The sequence below is a fragment of the Bradyrhizobium sp. BEA-2-5 genome (genome assembly GCF_032918025.1).
Lineage (GTDB): Bacteria > Pseudomonadota > Alphaproteobacteria > Rhizobiales > Xanthobacteraceae > Bradyrhizobium > Bradyrhizobium pachyrhizi.
Genome location: NZ_CP136629.1, coordinates 7,795,410 through 7,821,400 on the forward strand (window position 1 = coordinate 7,795,410; position 25,991 = coordinate 7,821,400).

The following is a 25,991-nucleotide window of genomic DNA, read 5'->3' on the forward strand; positions in this document are numbered from 1 at the left end:
GTCAGGTTGACAGCCTGGAGATCAGGGTTTTTGATGTGTGTACGGGGATGTGCGATCTCCCCGCGAGGCGACATGCCCAAGAATCGCGTCCTGTCACCAAGGGCGCACCATGTCGTCATACACATCGATCTCATCAGAAAAATTGTCCCGTCTCATCGGCACGGCGAAGGCGCCGACGCTTGTCGACGTTCGTCTCGATGAAGATTTCGCTGCCGATCCGCGCCTGATCCCGGGCGCGGTCCGCTACTCCCATCTCGGCGTCCAGGACTGGGCTTCCCGTTTCACCGGGCAGTCCGTGGTCGTGGTCTGCCAGAAGGGACAGAAGCTTTCCGAAGGCACCGCCGCCTGGCTCCGCTGCAGCAACATCGCGGCCGAGATTCTCGAGGGCGGCCACCTCGGCTGGCGGGAAGCGGAGCTACCGACCGTTCCCGCCGACAAGATTCCAAAACGCGACGGGCGGGGTCGCACCGTCTGGGTGACGCGATCGCGGCCGAAGATCGACCGCATCGCCTGTCCATGGCTGATCCGCCGCTTCGTCGATCCCGCGGCCGTGTTCCTGTTCGTCACATCGGCGGAGGTCGAGGCGGTCGCCGAACGGTTCGACGCCACGCCGTTCGATATCGAGAACGTGTTCTGGAGCCACCGTGGCGAGCTCTGCACCTTCGACGTGATGATCGAGGAATTCGGGATCGCAACGCCGGCGCTGGAGCGGCTCGCGACGATGGTGCGGGCGGCCGATACCGCGCGGCTCGAGCTTTCGCCGGAGGCGCCCGGGCTGCTCGCCGCCTCGCTCGGCCTGTCGCGCATGTTCGACGACGACCTCGAACAGTTGAGCGCCGGGCTGCTGCTCTACGACGCCTTCTACCGATGGTGCCGCGATGCGACCAAGGAGACGCACAACTGGCCGACCAGCAAGGTGAAGCCATGACCGACGTCGCAACGACAGCGAAGGCGCGCGGGCATGAGCCCGCGCACGGCATCTCCTTCAACGAGGCGCTGCTGGTCTGGATACGCGTCGCCTGCCTCAGCTTTGGCGGGCCCGCGGGCCAGATCGCGGTGATGCACCGCATCCTGGTCGAGGAGAAGAGGTGGATCTCCGAGGGCCGTTTCCTGCATGCGCTGAATTACTGCATGCTGCTGCCGGGACCTGAGGCGCAGCAGCTCGCGACTTATGTTGGCTGGCTGATGCATCGCACCGCCGGCGGCCTGATGGCGGGCGGGCTGTTCATCCTGCCCGGCATCATCGCCATCATGGGACTCAGCTACATCTATGCCGCCTTCGGCAATGTCAGCTTCGTCGAGGCGCTGTTCTTCGGCCTCAAGGCCGCCGTGCTCGCCATCGTCGTCGAGGCCGTCGTACGCGTCGGCAAGCGCGCGCTGCGCAACCGGGTGATGATCGCGCTCGCGGCGATCGCCTTTGTCGCGATCTTCTTCTTCGCCGTGCCGTTTCCGCTGATCATCGGCGCCGCCGCGGTCACAGGGCTGGTCGGCGCACGCCTCGGCCGGAGCGAATTTGCGGCGATCGAGCATGGCGGCAAGAATTCCGCCGTGATCGACAGCATGCTCGGTGAAGCGGTGCCGGACCATGTCCGTCCCAACGCATCGCGCACCTTGCGGGTCGGCGCCATCTGGCTCGCGCTCTGGCTGGTGCCGGTGTTCGCCCTGCTGATTGCCTTGGGACCCGGCGACGTGTTCACCCAGATCGCCATCTTCTTCAGCAAGATGGCGCTGGTCACCTTCGGCGGCGCCTACGCCGTGCTGGCCTACGTCGCCCAGCAGGCGGTCGAGCACTATCACTGGCTGAAGCCGCACGAGATGCTCGACGGCCTCGGCATGGCCGAGACCACACCGGGCCCGCTGATCATGGTGCTGCAGTTCGTGGGCTTCATGGCGGCCTACCGCGATCCCGGCGGCCTGTCGCCGATGCTGGCAGCGACGCTCGGCGGACTGCTCGCGACCTGGGTCACCTTCACACCCTGCTTCCTCTGGATCTTCGTCGGCGCCCCCTACATCGAGGCGCTGCGCGGCAACAAGGCGCTGGCGGGCGCGCTTTCGGCGATCACCGCCGCCGTGGTCGGCGTGATCCTCAATCTGTCGATCTGGTTCGCGCTGCACACGCTGTTTCGGCAAACATTCCCGGTGCACGGGCTAGGCCTGTCGTTCGACGCGCCGGTGCCTGCTAGCCTCGACTGGCCGGCGCTGGCGTTGTCGATCGCCGCCGCGATCGCGATCTTCCGCTTCAATGCGGGGATGCTCAGCGTCCTCGCCGCCTCCTGCATCACGGGCGTACTGCTGCGCCTTGTCGGCATCATCTGAGCGGAGCGGCGCGCAGCTTGGGAACCTGGGGCAGCACAACACAACCAGGAGAACAACCATGCAGACAGGAAGACTCTCCCATTTGATTCTCGCCCTGACGATCGCGGGCGCGGTCATGCCGGCCCATGCCCTGACGCTGGACGAACTCGTCGCAAAACTTCGCGCCGCCGGCTACGCCGAGATCAGCGAGGTCAAGTCGACGGCCGAAGGCACGACGGCGAAGGCGATAAAGAACGGCAAGCCGGTGCGGCTCGTGATCGACGGCAGCGGCCAGGTCAAGGAGCGGGACTGAGCTCCCGCGCGCCCGAGAGCCGTCAACCGATCGATGGAGTGACAACATGATGAGAGCAATTGTGGCCCTGTGCATGGCCGTGCTGTGGCCGGGCGCAACCCTGGCAGCGCCGGCCGCCCTCGATGAGCGGCAGGAGGCGGCCGTGACAATGCAGGCGGCGATGGTCCACCCGCAAGGGAGCGAGACACTGTGCGGCGTCGTCGATCGCGTCGATGAACGCAACGACACGCTGCTGATCCGGTTATCTCCGGACCGGATCGAACCGTTCAAGGTCCAGGACGGCCTGATCTTCAATGCCGTCCGCTTCGGCGATCCCGTCGAAATCTCGGTGCAGAACATCGCCGGGTTCCGCACCATTGTCGGGCTCTCGAAGCAATAGAGCCACGATCCGAAGCATCGAAAGAGGTTCAAGGGAGCAATCCAATGCGACACACGATTTCGGCGCTGATCGGCGTCAGTGCCTGCCTCTTCGCCACCGGCGGGAGCGCGCAAAGGATCGACTGGCAGGTGTTCACCGAGCCGTTCGTCTCGTCGGCACATGCGCAGGCGATCGACTGGCAGAAGGTCGACGACACGCTGGGCAGAAAGCCCTCCGTCACCGGTGACGTGCATCGCTACGGCTTTCCGCGGAGCGATCTGACGGTGACGCTCGACGGCATCACCATCAAGCCGGCGCTGGCGCTCGGCGGCTGGGTTGCCTTCAAGCCCATGCACGACGACGTCATGGCGATGGGCGACCTGGTGCTGCTCGAATCCGAAATCAACCCTGTGATGCTGAAGATGATCGGAAACGGCCTGCAGATCACGGCCGTGCACAACCATTTGCTCGGCGCGAGCCCGGCCACCTTCTACATGCACGTCGCCGGCCACGGCGACCCGGTCAAGATCGCCGCCGCGATCCGAGATGGCCTTGCGGAAAGCAAGACGCCGCTCAAGGCCGCAGCGCCGGCCGCGCCGCCGCCGACCATCGATCTCGATACCGCGCAGCTCGATCAGATCATCGGCGTCAAGGGCCAGGCCAATGGCGGCGTCTATCAGTTCAATGTGCCCCGTCGCGATCCGATCACTGAAGAGGGCATGGCGTTGAGCCCGGTTGGCCCGATGGGCGTCGCCATCGGCATCAACTTCCAGCCGACCGGCGGCGGCAAGGCGGCGATCACCGGCGATTTCGTGCTGACAAATGACGAGGTCAACCCCGTCATCATGGCGCTGCGGACGCACGGCATCGACGTCACCGCGCTGCACAGCCACATGCTGGACGAACAGCCGCGCCTGTTCTTCATGCATTTCTGGGCCAATGACGACGCCGTCAAGCTCGCCAAGGGCCTGCGTGCCGCGCTCGATAAGACGGCGAGCAGCAAGAGCTAAGGATCTTCCGCTTCCGGCGAAGGACCGGGCTCGCCCAAGTGCATGGAACTGGCTTGCCGTCCGCGCAATTAGTGTGGACCGCAAGTCCCCATGCATGGAGCCCGATCATTGCTGAAGCTGTACAGGTCGGCGACCTCCGATTGGCGGAGTATCGGCGCGGAATTGCCTTCCGAGATCATCTGGATCGATCTGCTCGAACCCACCGAGGACGAAAAGCAGTTCGTAGAGCGCGCGCTCGACATCCGCGTCCCGTCCGAGCGATCGTTGAGCGAGATCGAGGCGTCGAGCCGACTGATCACCGATCATGACCGGCTCTATCTGAGCTCGCCGGCGGTGCGGCTCGACGACAACAACGAAGCCGAGATCACCAATATCGGCTTCGTGATCGGCCCAAAGGTGCTGGTCACAGTGCGGTTCGCGAAGCTGACCACGTTCGACGACGTCATGAAGCGGATCGGCACCGACAAGAGCCTGCAAAACGGCATGTGCGTGTTCACCGCGCTGCTCGAGGCCATGATCGATCGCGGCGCCGACGTGCTGGAGCATCTCGGCGCCAAGACTGACAGGCTGTCGCGAGGCGTCTTCAAGGGCGGCCTGGTGCGGAGCAAACGTCCAGTGCGCTCCAGCCGCAGGCTGCGCGAGGCGCTGGAGAACATCGGCGAACTCGCCGATCGCCTGGCGAAGGCGCGCGACGTGCTGCTCGGCGTCGGCCGGGTCGCGAGCTTCGCCGACGACGTCGGCAATGAATGGATCACGTCGGCATCGAAGCGCCGGCTCGAGGCCGTCTCCAAGGATGTGGCTTCGCTGGGTGATTACGAGACCCGCCTGTCGGACAAGATCCAGCTGCTGCTTGACGCCGTGCTCGGCTTCATCAACATCCAGCAGAACGACCTGTTCAAGATCCTGACCATCGTGTCGGTGGTCGGCGTTCCCCCGACCATCCTGGTCGGGGTCTGGGGCATGAATTTCAAGGAGATGCCGGAGCTGAGCTGGACCTTCGGCTATCCCTTGGCCTGGGCCGCGATCATCGCCAGCGGCATCCTGCCGGTGCTCTGGTTCAAGCGGCACGGCTGGTTCGACTAAACAAGCGAAGTTGAAACGCCGCGGCGTTATCCGCGTTGAGAACCTGCCTGCGCGTCTATAAATCTGAAACTGCCCCACTCGCCCCGTTAGCGTGGTCATCCCCCACCGAAGAGTTCAGCCTATGCGCCCCCACATCATCTGCCACATGGGCACGTCGATCGACGGCCGGCTTCATCCCAGCCGCTTCACCAAGGCCGCCGCCGGGATTCCGGCCGACGTACTGCGTTCGCACTACGAACGGATCCATGACGGCTTCGATGCCGATGGATGGATCATCGGCCGCATCACCATGAACGAGATGGCCAAGGGAACGGAGCGGCATATCACCAACCCACTGAGGCTGCCGCGCGAGGCGCATCTCGGCAACCGTAACGGCCGCAAGCTTGCTGTCGGCATCGATCCGTCGGGCCGCGTGCATTTCGGCAAGGACAATGTCGGCGGCGATCACGCCGTCGCAGTGCTGGGCGAGCAGGTGTCCGATGCACATCTCGCCGAGCTGCGCGAGGACGGTGCGTCCTACATCTTTGCAGGCACGAAGGGCGACGATCTGCCGGGCGCGATGGCGCAGCTCGCGTCGCTGTTCGGCGCCAGGACGCTGCTGCTCGAAGGCGGCGGCGGGATCAACGGCGCCTTCCTCAAGCATGGGCTGATCGACGAATTCAGCACGCTGATCTTTCCGGCGGTCGACGGCGTCGCGGGATCGCAAAGCATCGTCGACTATCACGGCCCCGAAGGCGACCGCCCCGGCGCCGGACAATCGCTCCGGCTCACCCATTGCGAGACACTGGAAGGCGGCATGGTCTGGCTGCGTCACGCGGTAGAGCGCGCGCCCGATTGAGCGCGCCTATGGCTTGGGATTCTCCACCCAGCCGGTCCGGCACGCAGCGACGAAGAACGCGACGCCGCGCGCGACATGGGCGTCGATCTCGGGATCGAGCGCCTTCAGGTCGACCTCGAACAGCGCCCGGAGCAGCATCGGCACCGCGATGATGTCGAGGAACATCCGCGCCGTGGTCGGCAACTGCTCCGGCGCGAAGGCCGGCAGCTTGCCGAGCTCGTCGGATTGCGTCAGGTCGCGCAGCAGGTGAATGCCGAGCTCGGTGCTGAGCGCGCGCGCCCTGCGGTTGACGTTGGCGGCGAGATCCGGGAAGCGGTGCGCCTCCGCGATGGCGAGCCGCATCAGGCCGATCCGGTCGGCATCGAAGCCCCAATGCAGCAGGGTCGAGGCAACGCTGGTGAGGCGCTCCTCGATGGTCGCACCGACCGGCGGATCGGCCTTGAACTCGGCGATGCGTGCCAGGATGTCTCGCGTCACCACTTCCGTGAACAGCGCCCGCTTGTCGCGGAAGCGCGCATAGATCGTCCGCTTGCCGGAGCGCGCGACTTCCGCGATCTCGTCGATGCTCGCGCCCTCGAACCCGCGCTGCAGGAAGACCTTGCGCGCGGCATCGAGAATCCGCGCATCGACCTCACCGGCGAGCTCCTTCGGCGGCCGGCCGGCGCGCACCTCGACCGGCCTGGTTTTCGGCGCCCGCGGCTTCTTCAGGGTGCTGGTGGTCATCGCATCGACCCGGGTTCGATGGGCCGGTCAGGCCGGCAATATCAGGCAATATAGCCTTATCACATCTTGTTGTAAATAGAACGATACAGTTCCGTTTCTATTGACGGCGCACGGTGGCGGGACTATTTGCCGCATAGAACGGAACGGTTCCGTTCCTTTTGTGAAGGCACTCGCCTGACAGCAGGAGCCGCCATCATGTTTGAAGACACTGTCTTGGAGCGCGACCAACCGGGCCACCAGGGCATCGAGGGTGCCCCCTCGGCTCCGGCCTCCCATGAGCCTGACCGGCCCGCGGTCACCGCACGGGCTCCGGCGCAGGAGCATCCCGCGGGCAAGCAGCCCGCCCCGCCGGCAACAATCCCGCCGGAGGTCATCGGCAAGGCAACACGGCGCAGCTTTCTCCGCCGCCGTCCGGTCGTCTCCGCGATCGGCGCCGTGCTGCTCGCCGCAGCGATCGGCGGCGGCTATCTCTACATGGACTACAGCGCGCATTTCGAATCCACCGACGACGCCTTCATCGCGGCGCGGCAGTCGGCGCTCGCGCCGAAGATCTCCGGCTACATCACCGCCGTCCCGGTCACCGACAACCAGCACGTCGCGGCCGGCGACGTGATCGCCCGGCTCGATGACCGCGACTATCGCGTCGCGCTGGCGCAGGCCGAGGCGCAGGTCGCGGCCGCGCGCGCCAGCATCGAGAATGTCGATGCGCAGCTCGACGTGCAGCAGGCGCAGATTGCTGCCAATCAGGCGCAGGTCGACCAGGCGCAGGCGGCGCTGGTGTTCGCCCAGCAGCAGGCGACGCGCTACCAGCATCTGGAGCAATCCGGCTACGGCACGGTGCAGAATTCCGAGCAGTTCACCTCGCAGCTGCATCAGCAGCAGGCTGCGCTGCTGAACGCGCAGGCGACGCTCAACCTCGCGCAGCGCCAGGTCGAGTCGCTGAAGGCGCAGCGCAAGAGCGCGGTCGCCAACCTCGCCCAGGCCGAGGCGCAGCGCGACCAGGCCAAGCTCAATCTGTCCTATACGACGGTCATCGCCGCGCAGCCGGGCCGCGTCGTCAACCTGTCGGCCGCGGTCGGCCAGTTCGCCCAGGCAGGCACCAACCTCACGATGTTCGTGCCCGACCAGACCTGGGTCACCGCGAACTTCAAGGAGATCCAGCTCGACAAGATGCGGCCGGGCGAGAGCGTGACGATGAAGATCGACGCCTATCCCGGACGCACCATCCAGGGCCATGTCGAGAGCGTGCAGCCGGGCTCCGGCACCGCGTTCTCGCTGCTGCCGGCGCAGAACGCCACCGGCAACTACGTCAAGATCGTGCAGCGCGTGCCGGTGAAGATCGTGATGGACAACCCGCCGGCCGACGTCGCGCTCGGCCCGGGCATGTCCGTTGTCCCGACGGTGCGGATCGATGCCGCGCCGTCCCTCTTCGAGCGCCTTGAGAAGTCGAGCCTCCGGAGGCTGTGATGAGTGTCGCCGCGATCGATGCCAAGGGCATTCCGGCTCCGAGCGTCACCGTCAATCCCTGGCTGATCGCCATCGTGGTCGCGCTCGCGAGCTTCATGGAGGTGCTCGACACCACCATCGCCAACGTGGCGCTGCCCTATATCGCCGGCGGCATGGGCGTGAGCGAGGACGAGGCCTCCTGGGTGGTCACCACCTATCTGGTGTCCAACGCCATCATCCTGACCGCCTCCGGCTTTCTCGCCCGCACGCTCGGGCGCAAGACCTTCTTCCTGATCTGCCTCGGCATCTTCACGGTCAGCTCGATCCTGTGCGGTTTTGCGCCCAATCTGAACGCGCTGCTGCTGTTCCGTATCCTGCAGGGTCTCGGCGGCGGCGGCATGGTGCCGGTGGCGCAATCGATTCTCGCCGATGCGTTCCCGCCGGCCAAGCGCGGGCAGGCGTTCGCGGTGTTCGGCATTGCCGTCGTGGTGGCGCCGGTGGTCGGGCCGACGCTCGGCGGCTGGCTGTCCGACAACCTGTCGTGGCACTGGTGTTTCCTGATCAACGCGCCGGTCGGCGTGTTCGCGATCGCGCTGATCGCCGCCGTGCTGCAGGAGCCCGCGACCGCGAAAGCCAAGGGAGTGCAGCCCCAGGACAACAGGTTCGACTTCATCGGCTTCGCGCTGGTCGCGACCTTCCTCGGCGCGCTCGAGGTGGTGCTCGACCGCGGCCTCGAGGACGACTGGTTCGCCTCGCCCTTCATCATCACCTTTGCGGCGATCTGCGCCGCGGCGTTCGTGCTGATGATCCCGTGGGAGATGACCCGGCGCAATCCGATGATCGACCTGCGCATGGTCGCAACCCGGCAGTTCGGCGCCTGCTTCCTGGTGATGCTGGCGACCGGCGCCATCCTGCTCGCGACCACGCAATTCCTGCCGCAGCTGGTGCAGCAGGACTTCGGCTACACCGCGACCTGGGCCGGCCTCGTGCTCTCGCCCGGCGGCGTCGTCACCATGATGATGATGTTCGCCGTCGGCCGGCTCGCCGCCAGGGTGCAGCCGAAATACCTGATCGTTACCGGTGCGCTGGTGATCGCCGCCTCCATGTACAGCATGACCAACGTCTATGGCGATCTCGGCTTCTGGTTCATGGCGCGCTCGCGCATGCTGATCGGCGTCGGCCTGCCGCTGATCTTCGTGCCGATCATGGCGGCGTCCTATGACGGCATTCCCGCCGGGAAGACCGACCAGGCCTCCGCGCTGATCAACGCGGCGCGCAACACCGGCGGCTCGATCGGCGTCTCGATCGTGTCCAACGTGCTGACGCATCGCCAGCAATTCCACCAGAGCCGGCTGGTCGAGCAGGTGACGCCGTCAAGCCCGCAATACCAGGACACGCTGCACCAGGTCACCGACTTCTTCGTCGCCCAGGGCAATTCGCTGGCGCAGGCGCATCAACAGGCGATCCAGTGGATCGGGCAGCAGGTGCAGACCCAGGCCTCGTTCCTGTCCTACATGGATGCGTTCTGGGTCCTGATGCTGATCTCGCTCTCCGCCATCCCGCTGGCGCTGACCTTGCGCAAGGTCAAGCTCGGCGGCCCCGCTCCCATGGGTCATTGATCCCGGCGCGGGCATGGATGCGCTACGGCAGAATGCAGACGTGGCGCGGCCGCGCTATCGACCGGACAGGTCCGCGCGCCACGCGCGGGCCTTCGCGGTCGTCTCCTCGACGAAACGCGTTTTGCCGTTGCGATAGGCCGCGATGTCCTCTCTTGCGGCGGCAGCGAGGGCCTGCTTGGTATCCGCGTAGGCGCGGGCCGCCTCGGGGTGCGCGCGAAGATAGTCGCGAAACACCAGCAGCGTTTCCCAGCGCGGATTGGATGGCTCCATCAGATGCAGATGATGGGTCCACGGCCCCGGAGGGCCCTTGCGGAAGAACAACTCACCGGGCAGCCACGCCGCGTATTCCGGTATGTAGTTGTAGCCGAGCGCCTCGATCGGCTTGATGCAGCATTCCCGCGCCTCCGCGAGGCTGGGGACACCGACCATCAGGTCGATGATCGGCTTCGACGGCAAGCCCGGAACCGCGGTGCTTCCGACATGCTCGATGGCCAGGACCAGCGAGCCGAGCGCGTGCTCGATCCCCGCGCGCTCCGTCGCGAACATGGCCGGCCAGTTGGGGTCATAGTCGAGGACAACGATTGGCCCGGCGCCGTATTTCTCCATGGCACACCCTGATTGCTTGCCGCGAGGTCTCCTTCGCGGGTCAATCAAACCATGATGAGGCTAGGTTCGACCAGAGGCGCGCCGCCGGTGGCCGCGCCACCACAGGCCGAAGGCGATCGTGACCGCGGCAGCCAGCGAGAACCAGGTGATGGCATACTGCATGTGGTCGTCCTTGAGCCGCACCTTGAGCGGTCCGGGCTTCGGCGTGCCGCTGTCGGGCACCGGGGCCTCGAGGTCGATATAGAACGGTGCGACCTGGCCCCAGCCGAGCGCTTGCGCCATCGCGCGATGATCGCGCACGAACCACAGCCGCTTCGAGATATCTTCCTTCGGCGTCAGCCGGCCCGGTGGCTCGGGAAAGCGGATATAGCCCGTCAGCTCAACCGGCGCGCCGGTGACGAGGCGGCCGACGACGCGATCCTCGAAGGCGCGATCCTGCATCGTGTTCTGGACAAAGCCGGTGTTGATCACGACGGTCTCGCCGCTGGCGAGCTTCGCCGGCAGCAACGCCCAGGTGCCCGGACCCGAAATGTCGTCGCGCACCGCGGAGCCGGAGCTGAACACCATCGCGTCGGGCTGCTCCGCATAGGTCGCGGTCAGCGTGACGCGGCGGAATTCATCCTTGGCGGAGGTCAGCGTCGGCCATGCCGACGGCGGCGGCAGCGCCTCGGTCGGGGCGGCCAGCCGCGCATCGAGCGCCCCGATCAGCGCGTGCTTTTCGACCCGGCGCTGCAATTGCCAGAAGCCAAGGGCGATAAACACCGCGATCAGGATCAACGTGAAAATGCCGAAGCCGGCCGCGCTCGGCCGGCGCGTCGTCGTATCATTCATTTCGGGTCGCGCTCGATCAATTGGCCTTCGGCGCCGCCTTGTGGTGGAACTGCAGCGCAATCAGCAGCGATTTCATCGCACGCAGCGGCAGCAGCGTGGTGGCGAGGATCAGCGGCAGCCAGAGCGCCGCATGCAGCCAGAACGGCGGCTGGTACTTGACCTCGACGACCAGCGCACAGCCGACCACGATGGCGCCGGCGAGCATGATGATGAAGATCGCCGGGCCGTCGCCGGTATCGATGAAGGCGTAGTCGAGGCCGCAGCGGTCGCACGCGGGCGCGAGCGTCAGGAAGCCCGCATAAAGCTTGCCCTGGCCGCAGCGCGGGCAGCGGCAGGCGATGCCGCGCAGTGCGCTCTCAGTGACGGTCGGCGGGGTATCGGTCATCGGTTCTCTTCAAAAACAAAGGGGCGGCCATTCGGCCGCCCCCTCTTAGCACGTCGGCCGGCAATTAGTGGGCGGCGTGGGCCATGGTCTCGGCGCCGCGTCCCCAGACGTAAATGCAGAGGAACAGGAACAGCCAGACCACGTCGACGAAGTGCCAGTACCAGGCGGCGAACTCGAAGCCGAGATGCTGCTTCGGCGTGAAATGGCCGGCATAGGCCCGGAACAGGCAGACCAGCAGGAAGATGGTGCCGACCAGCACGTGGAAGCCGTGGAAGCCGGTCGCCATGAAGAAGGTCGCGCCGTAGACATTGCCGGCGAAGGAGAACGCCGCGTGGCTGTACTCATAGGCCTGCACGCAGGTGAAGAGCGCACCGAGCACGACGGTGAGGATCAGGCCGTATTTCAGGCCCTGGCGGTCGTTCTCGAGCAGCGCATGGTGCGCCCAGGTCACGGTGGTGCCGGAGGTGAGCAGGATCAGCGTGTTCAGGAGCGGCAGATGCCAGGGATCGAAAGTCTCGATGCCCTTCGGCGGCCAGGTGCCGGGGACAGAGCAGGCGCCGGGCTGCGTGCCGAGGCCGCAGCCGAACACCGCATCGCGGGTGGCATGGACGGCGTCGGCCGGAAACAGCGCGGCATTGAAATAGGCCCAGAACCAGGCGACGAAGAACATCACCTCGGAGGCGATGAACAGGATCATGCCGTAACGGTGGTGCAGCTGCACGACGCGGGTGTGGTCGCCCTTGTACTGGGCTTCCTTGATCACATCACCCCACCAGCTCGCCATGGTGTAGAGCACGCCCACGGTGCCGACGCCGAACACGATCGGCGCGGCGGAGAACATGTGGTGCATCCAGGCGATCGCGCCGACCGCCATGATGAAGGCCGAGAGCGAGCCGACGGCCGGCCACGGGCTCGGGTCGACGAGATGATAGTCGTGATGCTTGACTTGCGCCTCAGCCATTGCCGTCTCTCCATTCGCGTGCCGCAAGGCACGTCTTAAATCTTAAATTCCAAAACTAGCCGCCCTTGCGCTGCTCCGCCTCGCCCGCCGCCACGGGCTTCGGCGCGGCGTCGCGCACGGGGAAGAAGGTGTAGGACAGGGTGATCGTCTTCAGCGTGTCGTTCTCGCTGTCCTTGGCCAGCGCCGGATCGACGTAGAACACGACCGGCATCTCGCGCTTCTCGCCGGGCGCCATGGTCTGCTCGGTAAAGCAGAAGCAGTTGATCTTCTGGAAATAGGAGCCGACCGTCAGCGGCGCGACGTTGTAGGCGGCCTGGCCCGCGGTGGTGCGCGCGGCCTGGTTGGTCACGGTGTAGAAGACGGTCACGACCTGGCCGATATTGACCTCGATCTCGCTCTGCTCCGGCTCGAACTTCCAGGGCAGGCCGGGCGCGACGTTGGAATCGAAGCTGACCGCAATGGTGCGCGCGAGCGGCGCATCCGAAGGCACCGAGGTCGCGACCTGCGTCGTGCCGTTGAAGCCCGTGGCACGGCAGAACCAGTTGTAGAACGGCACCGCCGCGTAGGACGCACCGACCATCAGCGCGACCACGCCGCCGCAGATCGAGGCGACCAGCGCGTCGCGCGTCAGCGTGCGGCGCGTGACCTTGGCGCCCTCACCCTGCTGCGGTCCCTGGTTCGCCATCTCACTCACAGCGGCCGCACTAGCACTGCCGGTCCCTTGACCATGGTGACGGCGAAGAACAGCACCACGAGCACGCCGAGCGCGAGCGCGATTGCGATCGAACGCTGACGACGGCTCTTCTTCTGCGCCTCGGTGAGGACGATTCCATCTGGCTCGGGTTTCTCGTCCATTGATATCCCATGCGCCCCCATCTTGCCCCCCGGCTCCCTATCCGATGAAGACAGGCGCAATCGCGCGGACCACGACCTCGGCGAGAAGGACGGCAAACAGCGCGAACAGATAGAGGATCGAGAAGGCGAACAGCCGGCGCGTGGCGCGGTTGGCAGCCGTACCCTCGCGGCGGCGATAGACCTCGATGGCAAGCCACAGCATGCCGGCGCCGAGGATCAGCGAGACGATGCCGTAGACGGCATCGAAATAGCCGAGCGCCCAGGGCGCCGCGGCGACCGCGATCAGCACGATGGTGTAGAGCAGGATCTGGAGGCGGGTCGCGTCGGGGCCGGCGACGTTGGGCAGCATCGGAATGCCGGCGCGCGCGTAGTCGTCGGAGCGGAACAGCGCCAGCGCCCAGAAATGCGGCGGGGTCCAGAAGAAGATGATGGCGAACAGCAGCAGCGGCTCGACGTCGACCGTGCCGGTCACCGCAGCCCAGGCCACCACCGGCGGCAGCGCGCCGGCGGCGCCGCCGATCACGATGTTCTGCGCGGTCCAGCGCTTCAGGCCCATCGTATAGATCACGACGTAGAAGAAGATGGTGAAGGCGAGCAGGCTGCCTGCGATCCAGTTGACGAGGATGCCGAGCGTCATCACCGAGAAGAAGGCGAGCGTCATGCCGAACGCCATGGCTTCGGGACGGGTGATGCGGCCGCGCGGGATCGGCCGGTTCGCGGTGCGCGACATCTTGGCGTCGATGTCGCCTTCGAGCGCCATGTTGAGGGCCCCGGAGGCGCCGGCACCGACCGCGATGCAGAGCAGCGAGGTGATCGCCAGCACGGGATGGAAATGCCCGGGCGCCATCGCCATCCCGACCAGCGCGGTGAAGATCACCAGCGACATCACCCGGGGCTTGAGCAGCGCGAGATAGTCGCCCACTTCGGCCTCGGAGATCCGGGGCAACTCGATGGCGTTGTGATCGACAACCGACAAGATCAGGTCTCGCTTCTCTCAAAAGGCGCGGCGCACCCTTAAGTGCGCCGCGTTGTCGTGGACTTACTGCACGCGGGGCAGCACTTCGAACTGGTGGAAGGGCGGCGGCGAGGACAGCGTCCACTCCAGTGTGGTCGCGCCGGCACCCCAGGGGTTGTCGCCGGCCGGCACCTTGCGGGCGAAGGCGTCGATCACGCAGTAGAGGAAGATCAGCACGCCGAAGCCGGAGATGTAGGAGCCGACCGACGAGACCAGATTCCAGCCCGCAAAGGCGTCGGGATAGTCGACGTAGCGGCGCGGCATGCCCGACAGGCCGAGGAAGTGCTGCGGGAAGAACACCAGGTTGACACCGACGAAGGTGACCCAGAAATGCGCCTTGGCCAAAGTCTCGTTGTACATGTAGCCCGACATCTTCGGGAACCAGTAGTACCAGCCGGCGAAGATCGCAAACACCGCACCGAGCGACAGCACGTAGTGGAAGTGCGCGACGACGTAGTAGGTTTCCTGGAGCACGCGATCGACACCCGCGTTCGCCAGCACGACGCCGGTGACGCCGCCGATCGTGAACAGGAAGATGAAGCCCACCGCCCAGATCATCGGGGCGCGGAATTCGATCGAGCCGCCCCACATCGTGGCGACCCATGAGAAGATCTTCACGCCGGTCGGAACGGCGATGACCATCGTGGCCGCGACGAAGTAGGCCTGCGTCGCCGAGGACATGCCGACCGTGTACATGTGGTGCGCCCACACCACGAAGCCGATGCCGCCGATCGCGACCATGGCGTAGGCCATGCCGAGATAGCCGAACACGGGCTTGCGCGAGAAGGTCGACACGATCTGGCTGATCATGCCGAAGCCGGGCAGGATCAGGATGTACACCTCGGGGTGACCGAAGAACCAGAACAGATGCTGGAACAGCACGGGGTCGCCGCCGCCGTCGGGTGCGAAGAACGTCGTGCCGAAATTGCGGTCGGTGAGCAGCATGGTGATCGCACCGGCGAGAACCGGCAGCGACAACAGCAGCAGGAACACGGTCACCAGGATCGACCACACGAACAGCGGCATCTTGTGCAAGGTCATGCCCGGCGCGCGCATGTTGAAGATGGTGGTGATGAAGTTGATGGCACCGAGGATCGACGAGGCGCCCGCCAGATGCAGCGACAGGATCGCGAAGTCGACGGCCGGGCCCGGATGGCCGGAGCTCGACAGCGGCACGTACATGGTCCAGCCGGCGCCGACGCCGTTGGCGCCCGGCTCGCCCTCGACGAAGGTCGACATCAGGAGCAGCGCGAAGGACGCCGGCAGCAGCCAGAACGAGATGTTGTTCATGCGCGGGAACGCCATGTCGGGGGCGCCGATCATCAGCGGCACGAACCAGTTGCCGAAGCCGCCGATCATCGCGGGCATCACCATGAAGAAGATCATGATCAGGCCGTGGGAGGTCACGAACACATTGTAGGTGTGCGTCTCGTGGAAGATCTGCACGCCCGGGTACATCAGCTCGGCGCGGATCGCGATCGACATCAGGGCGCCGATGACGCCGGCGATGACCGCGAAGATCAGGTACATCGTGCCGATGTCCTTGTGGTTGGTCGAGTAGACATAACGCCGCCATCCGGTCGGATGGTGGGCGTGATCATCATGGGCGTGATCGTCGTGTGTCGCTGCGCCTGTCGCCATGTTCAAAATCCTGCCTTGCAGTCCCTCTCGGACCTTGCGGTCCCGTCGCCCTTATTCCATCCGCGCCGTAAGCCGTGAGGCTTACTGCGCCGCCTGACCAGCCGATGCGTAGGAATTCGCCGGGTTGGTCGCAAACTTCTTCTTCGCGCCTTCGACCCAGGTCGCGAATTCCTGGTCGCTGACGACCCTGACCGCGATCGGCATGAAGGCGTGGTCCTTGCCGCACAGCTCCGAGCACTGGCCGTAATACATGCCGGTCTTGGTGGCCTTGAACCAGGTCTCGTTCAGCCGGCCCGGAATGGCGTCGATCTTGACGCCGAAAGCCGGCAGCGCGAAGGCGTGGATGACGTCTGCGCCGGTGACTTGGACACGAATCACCTTGTTGACCGGCACCACCATCTCGTTGTCGACGCCGAGCAGGCGTGGCTGCTTGTCCTGGGCCATCAGCGAGTCGAACTCGAACTTGCCGTTGTCGGGATAGGCGTAGGACCAGTACCACTGCTTGCCCGTCGCCTTGACGGTCAGGTCAGCCTTCGGAATGTCGAGCTGGAGGAACAGAAGCCGGAACGACGGCACCGAGATGCCGACCAGGATCAGCACCGGAACCAGCGTCCAGGCCACCTCGATCAGCGTGTTGTGAGTGGTCCGCGACGGCACCGGATTGGCCTTCGCGTTGAACTTGATGACCACGATCACCAGCAGCGCCAGCACGAACAGCGTGATCAGGGTGATCAGCACGAACAGGAAATTGTGGAACCAGACGATATTGTCCATCACCGGGGTCACGCCTTCCTGCAGCGTGTGCTCCCACGGCGCCGGCTGCCCCATTTCGGCGAAGGCCGATCCCGCGGCGACAGACGCCACACCCGCCACCGCCAACCCCAGCAATTGCCTGCCCAACCGGCCAATCGACATCTTCATGCCGCTCGCGCTCCCTTGCATTATTCCCCAAAGCACCCCCGGCATGTGGCCGAAAATGCAGCACGATCCGCCCTGACAAACGGCCTTCCGGACATACCCGTCTCTGAGTCAAGGTGGGTACGGGGGCCAGATCGCTAGAACGCGAAATCAAGCCTCTCAAACCATAATTCTCCGGCGCTCGCAATGCAGTAGTGGGGCCGAAAGCCATGCGCCTGCGATGAAGCTGCCGCTTGCGATTTTTCCCGCAAAATCAAGCGAAAGTCGCCGAAACGAAGCCGCATGCAGTTGACAGGGGGATTACCGGATGTACCCACAGACAGGGCAGCGCTCAGGAACCTGATTCGCTGCGGGCTGCCCCAATCCGGCGCGAGAATGGCTCCAAGATCGCCTTCAAGGCGCCGTCATTGCGGTATCAGTCGACGCCTGAGCATGATCCGGAAAAGTGGAGACCGGTCTTCCGAAAGATCATGCTCAAACAAGAAGATGAGATCATGATTCGCTTCCGGGAAGCGCATCGTGGCGCGCGTGCTACCGGCGGCCGGACGGCCGGACCGACCGAACATCTATAAGGATCGACCCGGATGGGCGCTTCGAACATTCGTTTGACGATGGCCGGCTGGCTCGGCGGCCACGCGATTCTGGCCTTCTGCCTCGGCCTTTCTCTTGGCCTGACCCAGCCGGCGAATGCGCAGGGCGCGGTGCGCTCCGTCCATGGCGACTGGCAGATCCGCTGCGATACCCCGCCTGGCGCCCAGACCGAGCAATGCGCGCTGATCCAGAGCGTGGTGGCAGAAGACCGCTCCAATGCCGGCCTGACCGTGATCGTGCTGAAAACCGCCGACCAGAAGAGCCGCCTGATGCGCGTGGTGGCGCCGCTGGGTGTGCTGCTGCCCTCCGGCCTCGGACTCAAGCTCGACAACCAGGACGTCGGCCGCGCCGGTTTCGTCAGATGCCTGCCCAACGGCTGCGTGGCGGAAGTGGTGATGGACGACAAGCTGCTCGGCCAGCTGCGCAGCGCCAAGACCGCGACCTTCATCATCTTCGAGACCCCCGAAGAAGGCATCGGCTTCCCGCTCAGCCTGAATGGCCTGGCGGAGGGGTATGACAAATTGCCCTAGGGGCGCCGAGCGGCACCGGAAAGCGCAATCCGGGGCCGATCTCATCGCGGATGAACCAGTCCCGGATTTCGCTGCGTTTCATCCGGGCTATGCCATCTCAGCGGACGCCCGCATAATAATCGAACAGCCCGCTCGCCTCCGCGGACAGCCAGTCCGCCTCCCCCGTCATGTAGCCTTCGACTTGTCCGGTGATGCCGATCAAAAACGAGATCGGCATGCCGTAGAGCGCGAACGGCGTGTCGACCTCGGCGGCGTCGACGCGCGAGACGAGGCCGCCCGGATCGAAGCCGATCGCGAGATGGCGCAGCTTGAGCTGCTTGACATAGGGCGCGACCGGCGCGCGGTTGCGATCGGTGCTGACAGCGACGACCACGAGATCGCTGCGGCCGCTGGCGGCGAGGCGATCCAGCATCGGCAGCTCGGTCCGGCACGCCGCGCACCAGGTGGCCCAGAAGTTCACTAGCACCATCTTGCCTTTGAACGCGGTGAGATCGATCGCGCCTCCGGCAATCGCCGGGATCGCCACCGGCGGCACCGGGCGGGCGCCTTCGACCTGCGTGAACTGATGCCGGATGGTGCCGAATTGCGGCGGTCCCGACGCTGCGCGCACAGCTCCGGTGGGCATTGCGAGCGAGGCGCCGGCGCCAATCATGGCGGCAACGACGGCGCGGCGTGAGGGTGCGTGAGCTGACGTCATGACAAGTTCTCCGCTCGGCTTGATCGTCACCTCGCTCAGGACCGGATGTAGGACCAGCCGGCTTCCTGCAATTCGATGATGCGCCCGGGTCCGTTCGGCACCAGGTCGACATGATCGAGCAGGACCAGCGGATGACCCTCGGCGCGCTCCATGCCGAGCTTGGTGGCTTCGCAGACCACGAAGCGGATGTCCGGCGTGAGCCCCCGCACCACCCGCAACAGATCCTTCACCGGCGAGGTATCGGCGCGCAGCATATGGACGCCGGTATTGTAGGCGACGACCTCGATCTCGAACGGCTCGTTGCGCTCCCGATAATATTTCGGGAGGTTGAGCGCGGTCGAGATCAGCGCCCGCATCGTGGCCGGATCGTCGCTGTTGATCGGCAACACAAGGTGGTGCACGCGCGGCTCCGGCTTCTTCGGCTCGGGTTTGGAGACCGCCGCTACCGAACCGGTGAGCAGCATTGTCGCGGCGAACGGCACCGCGAAGGCCAGCACCAGCCCGGTCACGACCGTCAGCTTGTGGCGAGAGACTCGCATCGCGCTCACTTCACGGCGCGCTCGCGAGCAGGGCGAACTGGCTGCGCTTGGCGTAGGCGACGATCGCGCTCAATGTCAGCAGCACGAGGGCGGGCACCGGCGAGCCGCCGATCACGAACAGATGGCTGATGGTGGCACCGACCATGATGCAGCTGAGCAGCACGCCGCCGAACGCCGCGACCGGGGGCAGCAGGATCAGGACCGCGCCGAGCAGCTCCAGCGATCCGGTGAAGTAGCGGAACCATTGACCGAGCCCGATGTGTTCGAATTCCTCGACCAGCATCGGCACGCCGTAAAGCTTGGCGGCGCCCGCAGCGGCAAAGGCCAAGGCGAGCAGTCCCCTGACGACCCAGAGGCTGACGGATTTCCAGCGCGACGGCGCCGCGGCAACTGCAACTGACATTGATGACTCCCGAGTTGTTCGTAAGGCCGGGCCGCGCGGCCACCCGACCGATCGGCGGCTGGCCCGCGGCTTTCGGTGCACTAAATTCGGGAGTAAGATGAAAAGAACAAGTAGGATGCTTTTTGTGAGGTAGTATGAAAAAGATGACTATTGAGCCTGCCGAGCCTCCGGCGGCGTCCGAACCGTGCAACGGCGACCTGTCGGCGCAATTTCATCGCGCGCTGTCGGTGCTGGCCGGGAAATGGAAGGGCGACATCCTCTGGCAACTGGTCGAGCGCAAGCGCCGGTTCGGCGAGCTGCGCCAGTCGATCCCCGGCGTGACCCAGCACATGCTGACCACACAGCTGCGCGATCTCGAGGCCAACGGCCTCGTCAAGCGCACGGTCTATCCCGAGGTGCCGCCACGGGTTGAGTACGAGATGACGCCGTCGGCCAAGGCGCTCAAGCCGGTGTTCGACGAGCTGTACCGCTGGGCGCAGGAGCATGGCTTTCCGACCTCGGCGCAGGGCACCGCGCAGCCGAAGCCGCAATCGGGCGATGCAGCCGAGCGCGAAAGCCAGCCGCTGAAGGCGGATCGGCGCTCAAGGTGATGACGACAAGGTGAGGAGCCCGACGGGGCACTGTGATCGACCGCATAGTCGCAGGCACTCCCGGTTTGCCACCCCAACCACTATGTTTGGTGATCGCCGTCCGGGCCTGAACCGGGACTGGTACAGGTTTCCGGGTTGTAAGATGAGTTTTCCGCTCGTCTCTGCTTCAATTCCCCGAAATCCCTGGCTTCCGGGTTCCCCACTGGCAATCAGTTGCGCTTCAGGCAAGGATGACGAGGAATCGCCAAGCAATCGCATTGCGTCGGAGTGACCATGACCAATCCCGCCACGACCTCCCTGCTCGACCGCGCCAATCTGGACCGCGATGCCGTCCGCCGCGAGGTGTCCCGCGGCCTTGAAGGCGCCGACGACGGCGAATTGTTCCTGGAATACAGCCAGACCGAAGCGCTGATGTTCGACAATGGGCGGCTGAAGCAGGCGACCTACGACACCTCGCAAGGCTTTGGCCTACGCGCCGTCAAGGACGACGCGGTTGGCTACGCCCATTCCTCTGACGTGTCGCTGCCGGCGCTGATTCGCGCCGCCGACGCGGTCGCCGCCGTGCGCGGCGGCTATGCTGGCACTTTCGCCGCGGCGCCGGCCCACACCAACATCAAGCTTTATGGCGACGAGAACCCGCTGGATGGGCCGGCTTCGAGACCAAGGTCAAGCTGCTCGCCGAGATCGACGCTTACCTGCGCGACAAGGATCCGCGGGTGCGGCAGGTCAGCGTCAGCCTGGGCGCGACCTGGCAGGTCGTCGAGATCCTGCGGCCCGATGGCGAGAGCTATCGCGACATCCGTCCGCTGGTGCGCGTGAACATTTCCGTCGTCGCCGGCCAGGGTGACCGCCAGGAGAGCGGCAGCAAGGGCTATGGCGGCCGTGCCGGCTATGCCGAATTCATCGAGAGCAGATCCTGGCGCGAGGCCGCCGACGGCGCGCTGCGCGAGGCGCTGGTCAATCTGGAATCGGTTCCAGCGCCGGCCGGCGAGATGGACGTCGTGCTGGGCGCCGGCTGGCCCGGCGTGATGCTGCATGAAGCGGTCGGCCATGGCCTGGAGGGCGACTTCAACCGCAAGAAGACGTCGGCGTTTGCGGGCCTGATGGGCCAGCAGGTCGCGGCCAAGGGCGTCACGGTCGTCGACGACGGCACCATCGCCTCGCGGCGCGGCTCGCTGTCGATCGACGACGAGGGCACGCCGACCAACCGCACCGTGCTGATCGAGGATGGCATCCTCGTCGGCTACATGCAGGACCGCCAGAACGCGCGGCTGATGAACATGAAGCCGACCGGAAACGGCCGTCGCCAGGGCTACGCCCATGTGCCGATGCCGCGCATGACCAACACCTACATGCTCGCGGGCGACCGCGATCCCGCCGAGATCCTCGCCTCGGTCAAGAACGGCGTGTTCGCCGCGAATTTCGGTGGCGGCCAGGTCGACATCACCTCGGGCAAATACGTGTTCCAGTGCACCGAGGCCTACAAGATCGAGAACGGCAAGATCGGCGCACCGCTGAAGGGCGCCATGCTGATCGGCAACGGACCGACCGACCTGCATCGCATCCGCATGATCGGCAACGACCTTGCGCTCGATACCGGCATCGGGACCTGCGGCAAGAACGGTCAGGGCGTGCCGGTCGGCGTCGGCCAGCCGACGCTCAGGATGGAACGGATTACGGTCGGAGGAACGGGCTAGTGAGCAGCGGAAACGAAGTCGTGACGGCCAAGCCGACCAGCTGGCGCGGGCAGGCCGTGCAACTGGCCGCGATCGTGGCCGTCGTCTTCATCGCCAAGGGCGCGCTGGCCGAGCCGTTCTACGTGCCGTCGGGCTCGATGGAGCCGACGCTGCTGATCGGCGATGCGCTGCTAGCCTCGAAATTCCCCTATGGCTACGGCACCTCGTCGCTGCCGATTCAGATCAGCCTGCCCGAGAGCGGCCGGGTGTTCGCGGAGACGCCGAAGCTCGGCGACGTCGTCGTGTTCCGCTGGCCCGGCGATCGCTCGCAGGCCTGGGTCAAGCGCGTGGTCGGGCTGCCCGGCGACCGCATCCAGATGCGGCAGGGCCAGCTCTTCATCAACGACCGTCCCGCCGAGCTGAAGCCCGACGGCGTCGGCGCCGCCGAGGACGACCGTGGCGGCAGCGAGCCTGCCTATCGCTATGTCGAGACGCTGCCGAACGGCGTCTCGCATCTGATCTTCAAGATGCGCGACAACGGCCCGCTCGACAACACGCCCGAAGTGACGGTGCCGGCCGGGCATCTCTTCGTGCTCGGCGACAACCGCGACAATTCCGCCGACAGCCGCGTGCCGCTGCGCGCCGGCGGCGTCGGCCTGCTGCCGATCGACAATCTGATCGGCCGCGCCGATGCCGTGCTCGGCTCCTGGGATCTCGGCATGCGCGGTCAGCCGGTGTGGACCTGGCTCTCAGGCTTCCGACTCGCCCGCTTCTTCACCTCGGTGCAGTAGACGCGTAGCCCGGATGGAGCGCAGCGCAATCCGGGATCTCCCACTCGGCAAGATGTCCCGGATTTCGCTTCGCTCCATCCGGGCTACATTCCTTGTGGGATGATCGCGGTGACCTTCGACGACATCAGGCACATCGCGCTGGCGTGGCCGGACGTCGAGGACGGCTCTTCCTACGGCACGCCGGCGCTGAAGGTACGCAACAAGATGCTGGTGCGGCTCAAGGAGGACGGCGACAGCCTGGTGATGCCGGGCGTCCCGCCGGATGAGCGCGACATGCTGGTCGAGCATCAGCCCAAGGTGTTCTACTTCACCGATCATTACCGCGACTACCCGATGGTCCTGATCCGCCTGTCGAAGGCCAACCGCGCCACCGTCGAGCCGTTGCTGCGCCGGCACTGGCGCACGCTGGCGTCGAAGAAGGCGGTCCGGGGCTACGACGCGACCGCCTCGTCGTGACCCAGGACGAATTCCTCACCGCGGCGCTGCGCAACCCGGCCAATCAAGCCATCACCGACGAGTTGTACCGCCTCGGTCTGCCCGATGCGTGGTTGGTCGCCGGCTGCCTGGTGCAGACCGTGTGGAACGCGCTGACCGGCCGGCCGCCCGATCATGGCATCAGCGACCACGACATCTTCTATTTCGATCCGGATATCTCGTGGGAGGCCGAGGACGCGGTGATCCGCGAGCTCAAGGCACGGCTTCGCCATGTCGGTGTTGCGATCGAGGTGCGCAACCAAGCCCGCGTCCATCTCTGGTATCCCGACAAGCACGGCCTGCCCTACCCGGCGCTGTCGCGTTCGACCGACGGCATCGATCGCTTCCTCACCGAAAACACGCAGATCGGCATCCGTCGCACCACGTGCGGCTACGACGTCTATGCGCCGAACGGTTTCGACGATGTCGCCGGCATGATCGTGCGGCCGAACCGAACCCCCAATTTTTCGCCGGCGAACTATGTGACGAAGGCGGCGCGCTGGAAGGCGCTGTGGCCGGAGATTACGGTGCTGGCGGCGGAGTAGCCTGTCGTCGCGTAGCCCGGATGCAGCGCAGCGAAATCCGGGACAGGCCCATCCGCGGTGAGCGCGGTCCCGGATTACGCTTCGCTCCATCCGGGCTACGGATTCACCGCACCACGCCCGACGTGAATCCGGCCTTGCGGCGCGGCGGCTTGATCTCCTTCTTCAGGAAACAGCGCGCCTCGCGCCCGGTGTAGCCGGGGCGGGCATAGGTGAAGGCACGGCATTTGTTGTCGGCGGTGCAGGCGGCCTTGCAGGCCTCGTCGCCGTCGCTGCTCTTCAGTTCGAAATTCTTGTAGTCGCCGCCGAGGCGATCGATCGAGGTTTCGATGGCGCCGTTGCGCGGTTCGACCACGCCCGCGCCGCGCACCCCGGACACGCAGCAGACGTTCTGCACCCGTGCCGGCACCGTGCTCTTCAGCCAGCACACCGCGCTGTTGTTGGTATCGGTCGGATAGTTGAAGCTCCAGGCGCGGCAACGGCGGTCACGCTCGCAGGTCAGCGCGCAATCGGCCGGATCGCCCGTCGTCACCGGCGCATTGAGATAGTCGCCGCCGGGACGGTCGAAATTGGTCTGCGCCAGTGCCGGGCGCGCGACGACAGCAGCCATCATGACCGCAAACATCACCACACACGCCCTAAAGAGGCGGCCTATCTCCATGAGATTGCTTTCAAATTCGCGCAGCCCCGCGCGTTTCGCGGGGCGTCATTTGAACGCCATGAACCTGTACGGCGGATGAACGGCGGGTGCGACACCACCGCCGTTCGCGCGCGCCTCACGCCCGGATTGGGGCCCAAGCGGGGATTAGAAGGCGTATTCCAGGTAGGCCGGTTCCACCGAGCCCTTCCAGGGACCGTTGAACTTCTCCAGCATCTCCTCCGCCGGCGTCCGGCCGGAATCGATGATGCGATCGAGCGGCTCGAGGTGTCGGGTCTCGTCGCGGCCAAGCTGGTCGATCCGGCCGCGCCGGCGCAGGCCGGCATGTGCCAGAACGAGGCACTCCTTGGCGATCTCGAACAGATAGCGGTCCTTGATTCGCGCCTTGAAGCCGAAGCGCGGCACGTCATCGCGCAAGGCCTGACGCTCATGCGCGGTCCAGTGCTTCACCATGTCCCAGGCGGCATCGAGCGAAACGTCGTCGTACAGCAGCCCGACCCAGAACGCCGGCAGCGCCGGCAAGCGGCCCCACGGACCGCCGTCGGAGCCGCGCATCTCGAGATAGCGCTTGAGCCGCACTTCCGGGAAGATCGTCGAGAGATGGTTGGCCCAGTCCGACAGCGTCGGACGCTCGCCCGGGAAGGCGGCATTCTTGCCGGCGAAGAAATCCCGGAACGAGGAGCCGGACACGTCGATGTATTCCTCGCCGCGCTTGACGAAATACATGGGCACGTCGAGCGCGTAGTCGACATAGCGCTCGAACCCCATGCCGTCCTCGAAGGCCCACGGCATCATGCCCGCGCGCGCGTTGTCGGTGTCGCGCCAGATCTCGGACCGGAAAGACAGGAAGCCATTCGGCTTGCCCTCGGTGAACGGCGAATTGGCGAACAGCGCCGTCGCGACCGGCTGGAGCGCGAGCGAGACGCGCAGCTTCTTGACCATGTCGGCTTCGGAGGAGAAGTCGAGATTGGTCTGCACGGTACAAGTCCGGTACATCATGTCGAGGCCGTACTGACCGACCTTCGGCATGTAATTGGTCATGATCTTGTAGCGGCCCTTGGGCATCACCGGGATATCGGCGCGCGACCAGGACGGCGTCATGCCGAGCCCGAGGAAGCCGATGCCGAGCGGCGTTGCGATCTCGCGCACCTGTGCCAGATGCGCCATCAACTCGCCCTGGGTCTGGTGCACATTCTCGACCGGCGCGCCGGACAGTTCGAACTGTCCGCCGGGCTCGAGCGAGATCGCGCCGCCACCGGTGACGTCGTAGAGGCCGATGATGTTGCCCTGCTCCATGATCGGCTCCCAGCCGAGCAGGAGCTTCATGCCTTCGAGCAGCGCGCCGATGCCGCGCGCACCTTCGTACGGCACCGGATGGTGGCCTTCGAGCGTGAACGGCGTCTTCTCGTGCTCGGTGCCCATGCGGAATTCGGACTCCTTGCAGCCGGCCTCGAACCACGCGACGAGTTCGTCGCGTGATTGCAGCGGCGTCATATCGATCTGGTCTCGCGCCATAGATAATCCAACTCAAGGGCGCTTCGATCGAAGGCGCGCGGTGGCAGGGACATCCGCGAGCCACAACGGCTGCGGATGATGGAATCAG

The 25,991-nt window shown here is 65.6% G+C and carries 29 protein-coding genes and 2 pseudogenes; 16 read left to right on the plus strand and 15 right to left on the minus strand.

Translation table 11 applies throughout. From position 1 onward, the window contains the following. The first annotated feature begins 109 nt into the window (after positions 1–109). The 7 genes from RX327_RS36375 (at position 110) to RX327_RS36405 (ending at position 5,897) form a co-directional block, all read left to right on the plus strand. Positions 110–928, plus strand: a complete 819-nt coding sequence (locus RX327_RS36375; RefSeq protein ID WP_317248761.1) for a sulfurtransferase/chromate resistance protein — start codon at positions 110–112, stop codon at positions 926–928. Then, a complete protein-coding gene (gene chrA, locus RX327_RS36380; protein ID WP_317248762.1) occupies positions 925–2,316 on the plus strand; it encodes a chromate efflux transporter in 1,392 nt (463 codons plus the stop codon). Before RX327_RS36375 ends, chrA begins: the two co-directional genes overlap by 4 nt. A 58-nt stretch (positions 2,317–2,374) precedes the next feature. Then, on the plus strand, positions 2,375–2,608 hold the full coding sequence (locus RX327_RS36385) for a hypothetical protein (RefSeq protein ID WP_050385940.1): 234 nt from the start codon (positions 2,375–2,377) through the stop codon (positions 2,606–2,608). A gap of 73 nt (positions 2,609–2,681) precedes the next feature. Continuing rightward, positions 2,682–2,987 carry a hypothetical protein gene (locus tag RX327_RS36390; protein ID WP_050385939.1) on the plus strand — a complete coding sequence of 102 codons (306 nt, stop codon included), beginning with the start codon at positions 2,682–2,684 and terminating at the stop codon, positions 2,985–2,987. Positions 2,988–3,031: 44 nt separating this feature from the next. Continuing rightward, positions 3,032–3,976: a DUF1259 domain-containing protein gene (locus tag RX327_RS36395; RefSeq protein ID WP_317248763.1), complete on the plus strand. Its 945-nt coding sequence runs from the start codon at positions 3,032–3,034 to the stop codon at positions 3,974–3,976. 108 nt (positions 3,977–4,084) lie between these two features. Beyond that, complete coding sequence (locus tag RX327_RS36400) at positions 4,085–5,059, plus strand: magnesium transporter CorA family protein (protein WP_050385937.1); 975 nt, start codon at positions 4,085–4,087, stop codon at positions 5,057–5,059. 121 nt (positions 5,060–5,180) lie between these two features. Then, entirely contained in the window at positions 5,181–5,897 is a 717-nt protein-coding gene (locus tag RX327_RS36405) for a dihydrofolate reductase family protein (protein ID WP_063779938.1), read from the plus strand. A gap of 6 nt (positions 5,898–5,903) precedes the next feature. Here the strand turns inward: RX327_RS36405 and RX327_RS36410 are convergent, their stop codons facing one another. Beyond that, the gene (locus RX327_RS36410; RefSeq protein WP_050385935.1) at positions 5,904–6,620 is read right to left on the minus strand and encodes a TetR/AcrR family transcriptional regulator; all 717 of its coding nucleotides are present in this window, start codon (positions 6,618–6,620) and stop codon (positions 5,904–5,906) included. Positions 6,621–6,815: 195 nt separating this feature from the next. Here RX327_RS36410 and RX327_RS36415 point away from each other — a divergent pair, with 195 nt between their 5' ends. Next, entirely contained in the window at positions 6,816–8,087 is a 1,272-nt protein-coding gene (locus RX327_RS36415; protein ID WP_410712123.1) for a biotin/lipoyl-binding protein, read from the plus strand. Then, positions 8,087–9,685 (plus strand): DHA2 family efflux MFS transporter permease subunit, encoded by a 1,599-nt coding sequence (locus RX327_RS36420; protein ID WP_050385934.1) that lies wholly within the window; start codon positions 8,087–8,089, stop codon positions 9,683–9,685. Before RX327_RS36415 ends, RX327_RS36420 begins: the two co-directional genes overlap by 1 nt. A 54-nt stretch (positions 9,686–9,739) precedes the next feature. On the opposite strand, the gene RX327_RS36425 is transcribed toward RX327_RS36420, so the two are convergent. The 9 genes and pseudogenes from RX327_RS36425 to coxB all read right to left on the minus strand — a co-directional run bounded on the left by RX327_RS36425 (position 9,740) and on the right by coxB (position 16,900). Next, on the minus strand, positions 9,740–10,291 hold the full coding sequence (locus RX327_RS36425; RefSeq protein WP_050385933.1) for a GrpB family protein: 552 nt from the start codon (positions 10,289–10,291) through the stop codon (positions 9,740–9,742). A 60-nt stretch (positions 10,292–10,351) separates the two neighbouring features. Continuing rightward, positions 10,352–11,122, minus strand: a complete 771-nt coding sequence (locus tag RX327_RS36430) for an SURF1 family protein (RefSeq protein ID WP_050385932.1) — start codon at positions 11,120–11,122, stop codon at positions 10,352–10,354. Next, positions 11,119–11,507 (minus strand): annotated as a pseudogene (locus tag RX327_RS36435) (DUF983 domain-containing protein). The gene RX327_RS36430 and the pseudogene RX327_RS36435 overlap by 4 nt, the downstream one beginning before the upstream one ends. A 64-nt stretch (positions 11,508–11,571) precedes the next feature. Further along, positions 11,572–12,468, minus strand: coding sequence for a cytochrome c oxidase subunit 3 (locus tag RX327_RS36440; protein ID WP_317248764.1), 897 nt, complete (start codon positions 12,466–12,468; stop codon positions 11,572–11,574). Between the two features lie 55 nt (positions 12,469–12,523). Beyond that, positions 12,524–13,153 (minus strand): cytochrome c oxidase assembly protein, encoded by a 630-nt coding sequence (locus RX327_RS36445; protein ID WP_317248765.1) that lies wholly within the window; start codon positions 13,151–13,153, stop codon positions 12,524–12,526. A gap of 5 nt (positions 13,154–13,158) precedes the next feature. Further along, positions 13,159–13,323, minus strand: a complete 165-nt coding sequence (locus RX327_RS36450; RefSeq protein WP_317248766.1) for a CoxF protein — start codon at positions 13,321–13,323, stop codon at positions 13,159–13,161. A 37-nt stretch (positions 13,324–13,360) separates the two neighbouring features. Then, positions 13,361–14,299, minus strand: coding sequence for a heme o synthase (locus tag RX327_RS36455; protein WP_317248767.1), 939 nt, complete (start codon positions 14,297–14,299; stop codon positions 13,361–13,363). Positions 14,300–14,362: 63 nt separating this feature from the next. Next, positions 14,363–15,979: a cytochrome c oxidase subunit I gene (ctaD, locus tag RX327_RS36460; protein WP_317248768.1), complete on the minus strand. Its 1,617-nt coding sequence runs from the start codon at positions 15,977–15,979 to the stop codon at positions 14,363–14,365. Between the two features lie 81 nt (positions 15,980–16,060). Further along, a complete protein-coding gene (gene coxB, locus RX327_RS36465) occupies positions 16,061–16,900 on the minus strand; it encodes a cytochrome c oxidase subunit II (protein ID WP_317248769.1) in 840 nt (279 codons plus the stop codon). Between the two features lie 230 nt (positions 16,901–17,130). On the opposite strand from coxB, the gene RX327_RS36470 reads away from it, so the two are divergent. Then, positions 17,131–17,469 (plus strand): hypothetical protein, encoded by a 339-nt coding sequence (locus RX327_RS36470; protein WP_152977753.1) that lies wholly within the window; start codon positions 17,131–17,133, stop codon positions 17,467–17,469. 12 nt (positions 17,470–17,481) lie between these two features. Further along, entirely contained in the window at positions 17,482–18,018 is a 537-nt protein-coding gene (locus RX327_RS36475; protein ID WP_317248770.1) for an invasion associated locus B family protein, read from the plus strand. A gap of 97 nt (positions 18,019–18,115) precedes the next feature. Here the strand turns inward: RX327_RS36475 and RX327_RS36480 are convergent, their stop codons facing one another. From RX327_RS36480 to RX327_RS36490, 3 genes are read right to left on the minus strand one after another with little or no spacing between them, the layout of a single operon-like run. Continuing rightward, complete coding sequence (locus RX327_RS36480; RefSeq protein ID WP_244482371.1) at positions 18,116–18,715, minus strand: TlpA family protein disulfide reductase; 600 nt, start codon at positions 18,713–18,715, stop codon at positions 18,116–18,118. A 35-nt stretch (positions 18,716–18,750) separates the two neighbouring features. Then, positions 18,751–19,254, minus strand: a complete 504-nt coding sequence (locus RX327_RS36485) for a DsrE family protein (RefSeq protein WP_050385949.1) — start codon at positions 19,252–19,254, stop codon at positions 18,751–18,753. Positions 19,255–19,264: 10 nt separating this feature from the next. Continuing rightward, a complete protein-coding gene (locus RX327_RS36490) occupies positions 19,265–19,657 on the minus strand; it encodes a DoxX family protein (RefSeq protein WP_317248771.1) in 393 nt (130 codons plus the stop codon). A gap of 143 nt (positions 19,658–19,800) precedes the next feature. Here RX327_RS36490 and RX327_RS36495 point away from each other — a divergent pair, with 143 nt between their 5' ends. The 5 genes and pseudogenes from RX327_RS36495 to RX327_RS36515 all read left to right on the plus strand — a co-directional run bounded on the left by RX327_RS36495 (position 19,801) and on the right by RX327_RS36515 (position 23,733). Continuing rightward, a complete protein-coding gene (locus RX327_RS36495; protein ID WP_152977754.1) occupies positions 19,801–20,247 on the plus strand; it encodes a winged helix-turn-helix transcriptional regulator in 447 nt (148 codons plus the stop codon). Between the two features lie 273 nt (positions 20,248–20,520). Continuing rightward, positions 20,521–21,944, plus strand: a pseudogene (gene tldD, locus RX327_RS36500) (metalloprotease TldD). Continuing rightward, on the plus strand, positions 21,944–22,714 hold the full coding sequence (gene lepB, locus RX327_RS36505; RefSeq protein WP_317248772.1) for a signal peptidase I: 771 nt from the start codon (positions 21,944–21,946) through the stop codon (positions 22,712–22,714). The pseudogene tldD and the gene lepB overlap by 1 nt, the downstream one beginning before the upstream one ends. A 108-nt stretch (positions 22,715–22,822) precedes the next feature. After that, positions 22,823–23,170, plus strand: a complete 348-nt coding sequence (locus RX327_RS36510; protein ID WP_050385948.1) for an MmcQ/YjbR family DNA-binding protein — start codon at positions 22,823–22,825, stop codon at positions 23,168–23,170. Further along, positions 23,167–23,733, plus strand: a complete 567-nt coding sequence (locus RX327_RS36515; protein WP_050385926.1) for a nucleotidyltransferase family protein — start codon at positions 23,167–23,169, stop codon at positions 23,731–23,733. The genes RX327_RS36510 and RX327_RS36515 overlap by 4 nt, the downstream gene beginning before the upstream one ends. A 103-nt stretch (positions 23,734–23,836) precedes the next feature. Here RX327_RS36515 and RX327_RS36520 read toward each other — a convergent pair whose 3' ends face one another. Together RX327_RS36520 and RX327_RS36525 are read right to left on the minus strand one after the other, a co-directional pair. Further along, positions 23,837–24,343, minus strand: a complete 507-nt coding sequence (locus RX327_RS36520) for a PAN domain-containing protein (RefSeq protein WP_317248773.1) — start codon at positions 24,341–24,343, stop codon at positions 23,837–23,839. A gap of 192 nt (positions 24,344–24,535) precedes the next feature. Further along, on the minus strand, positions 24,536–25,903 hold the full coding sequence (locus RX327_RS36525) for a glutamate--cysteine ligase (protein WP_317248774.1): 1,368 nt from the start codon (positions 25,901–25,903) through the stop codon (positions 24,536–24,538). Between the last annotated feature and the right edge of the window lie 88 nt (positions 25,904–25,991).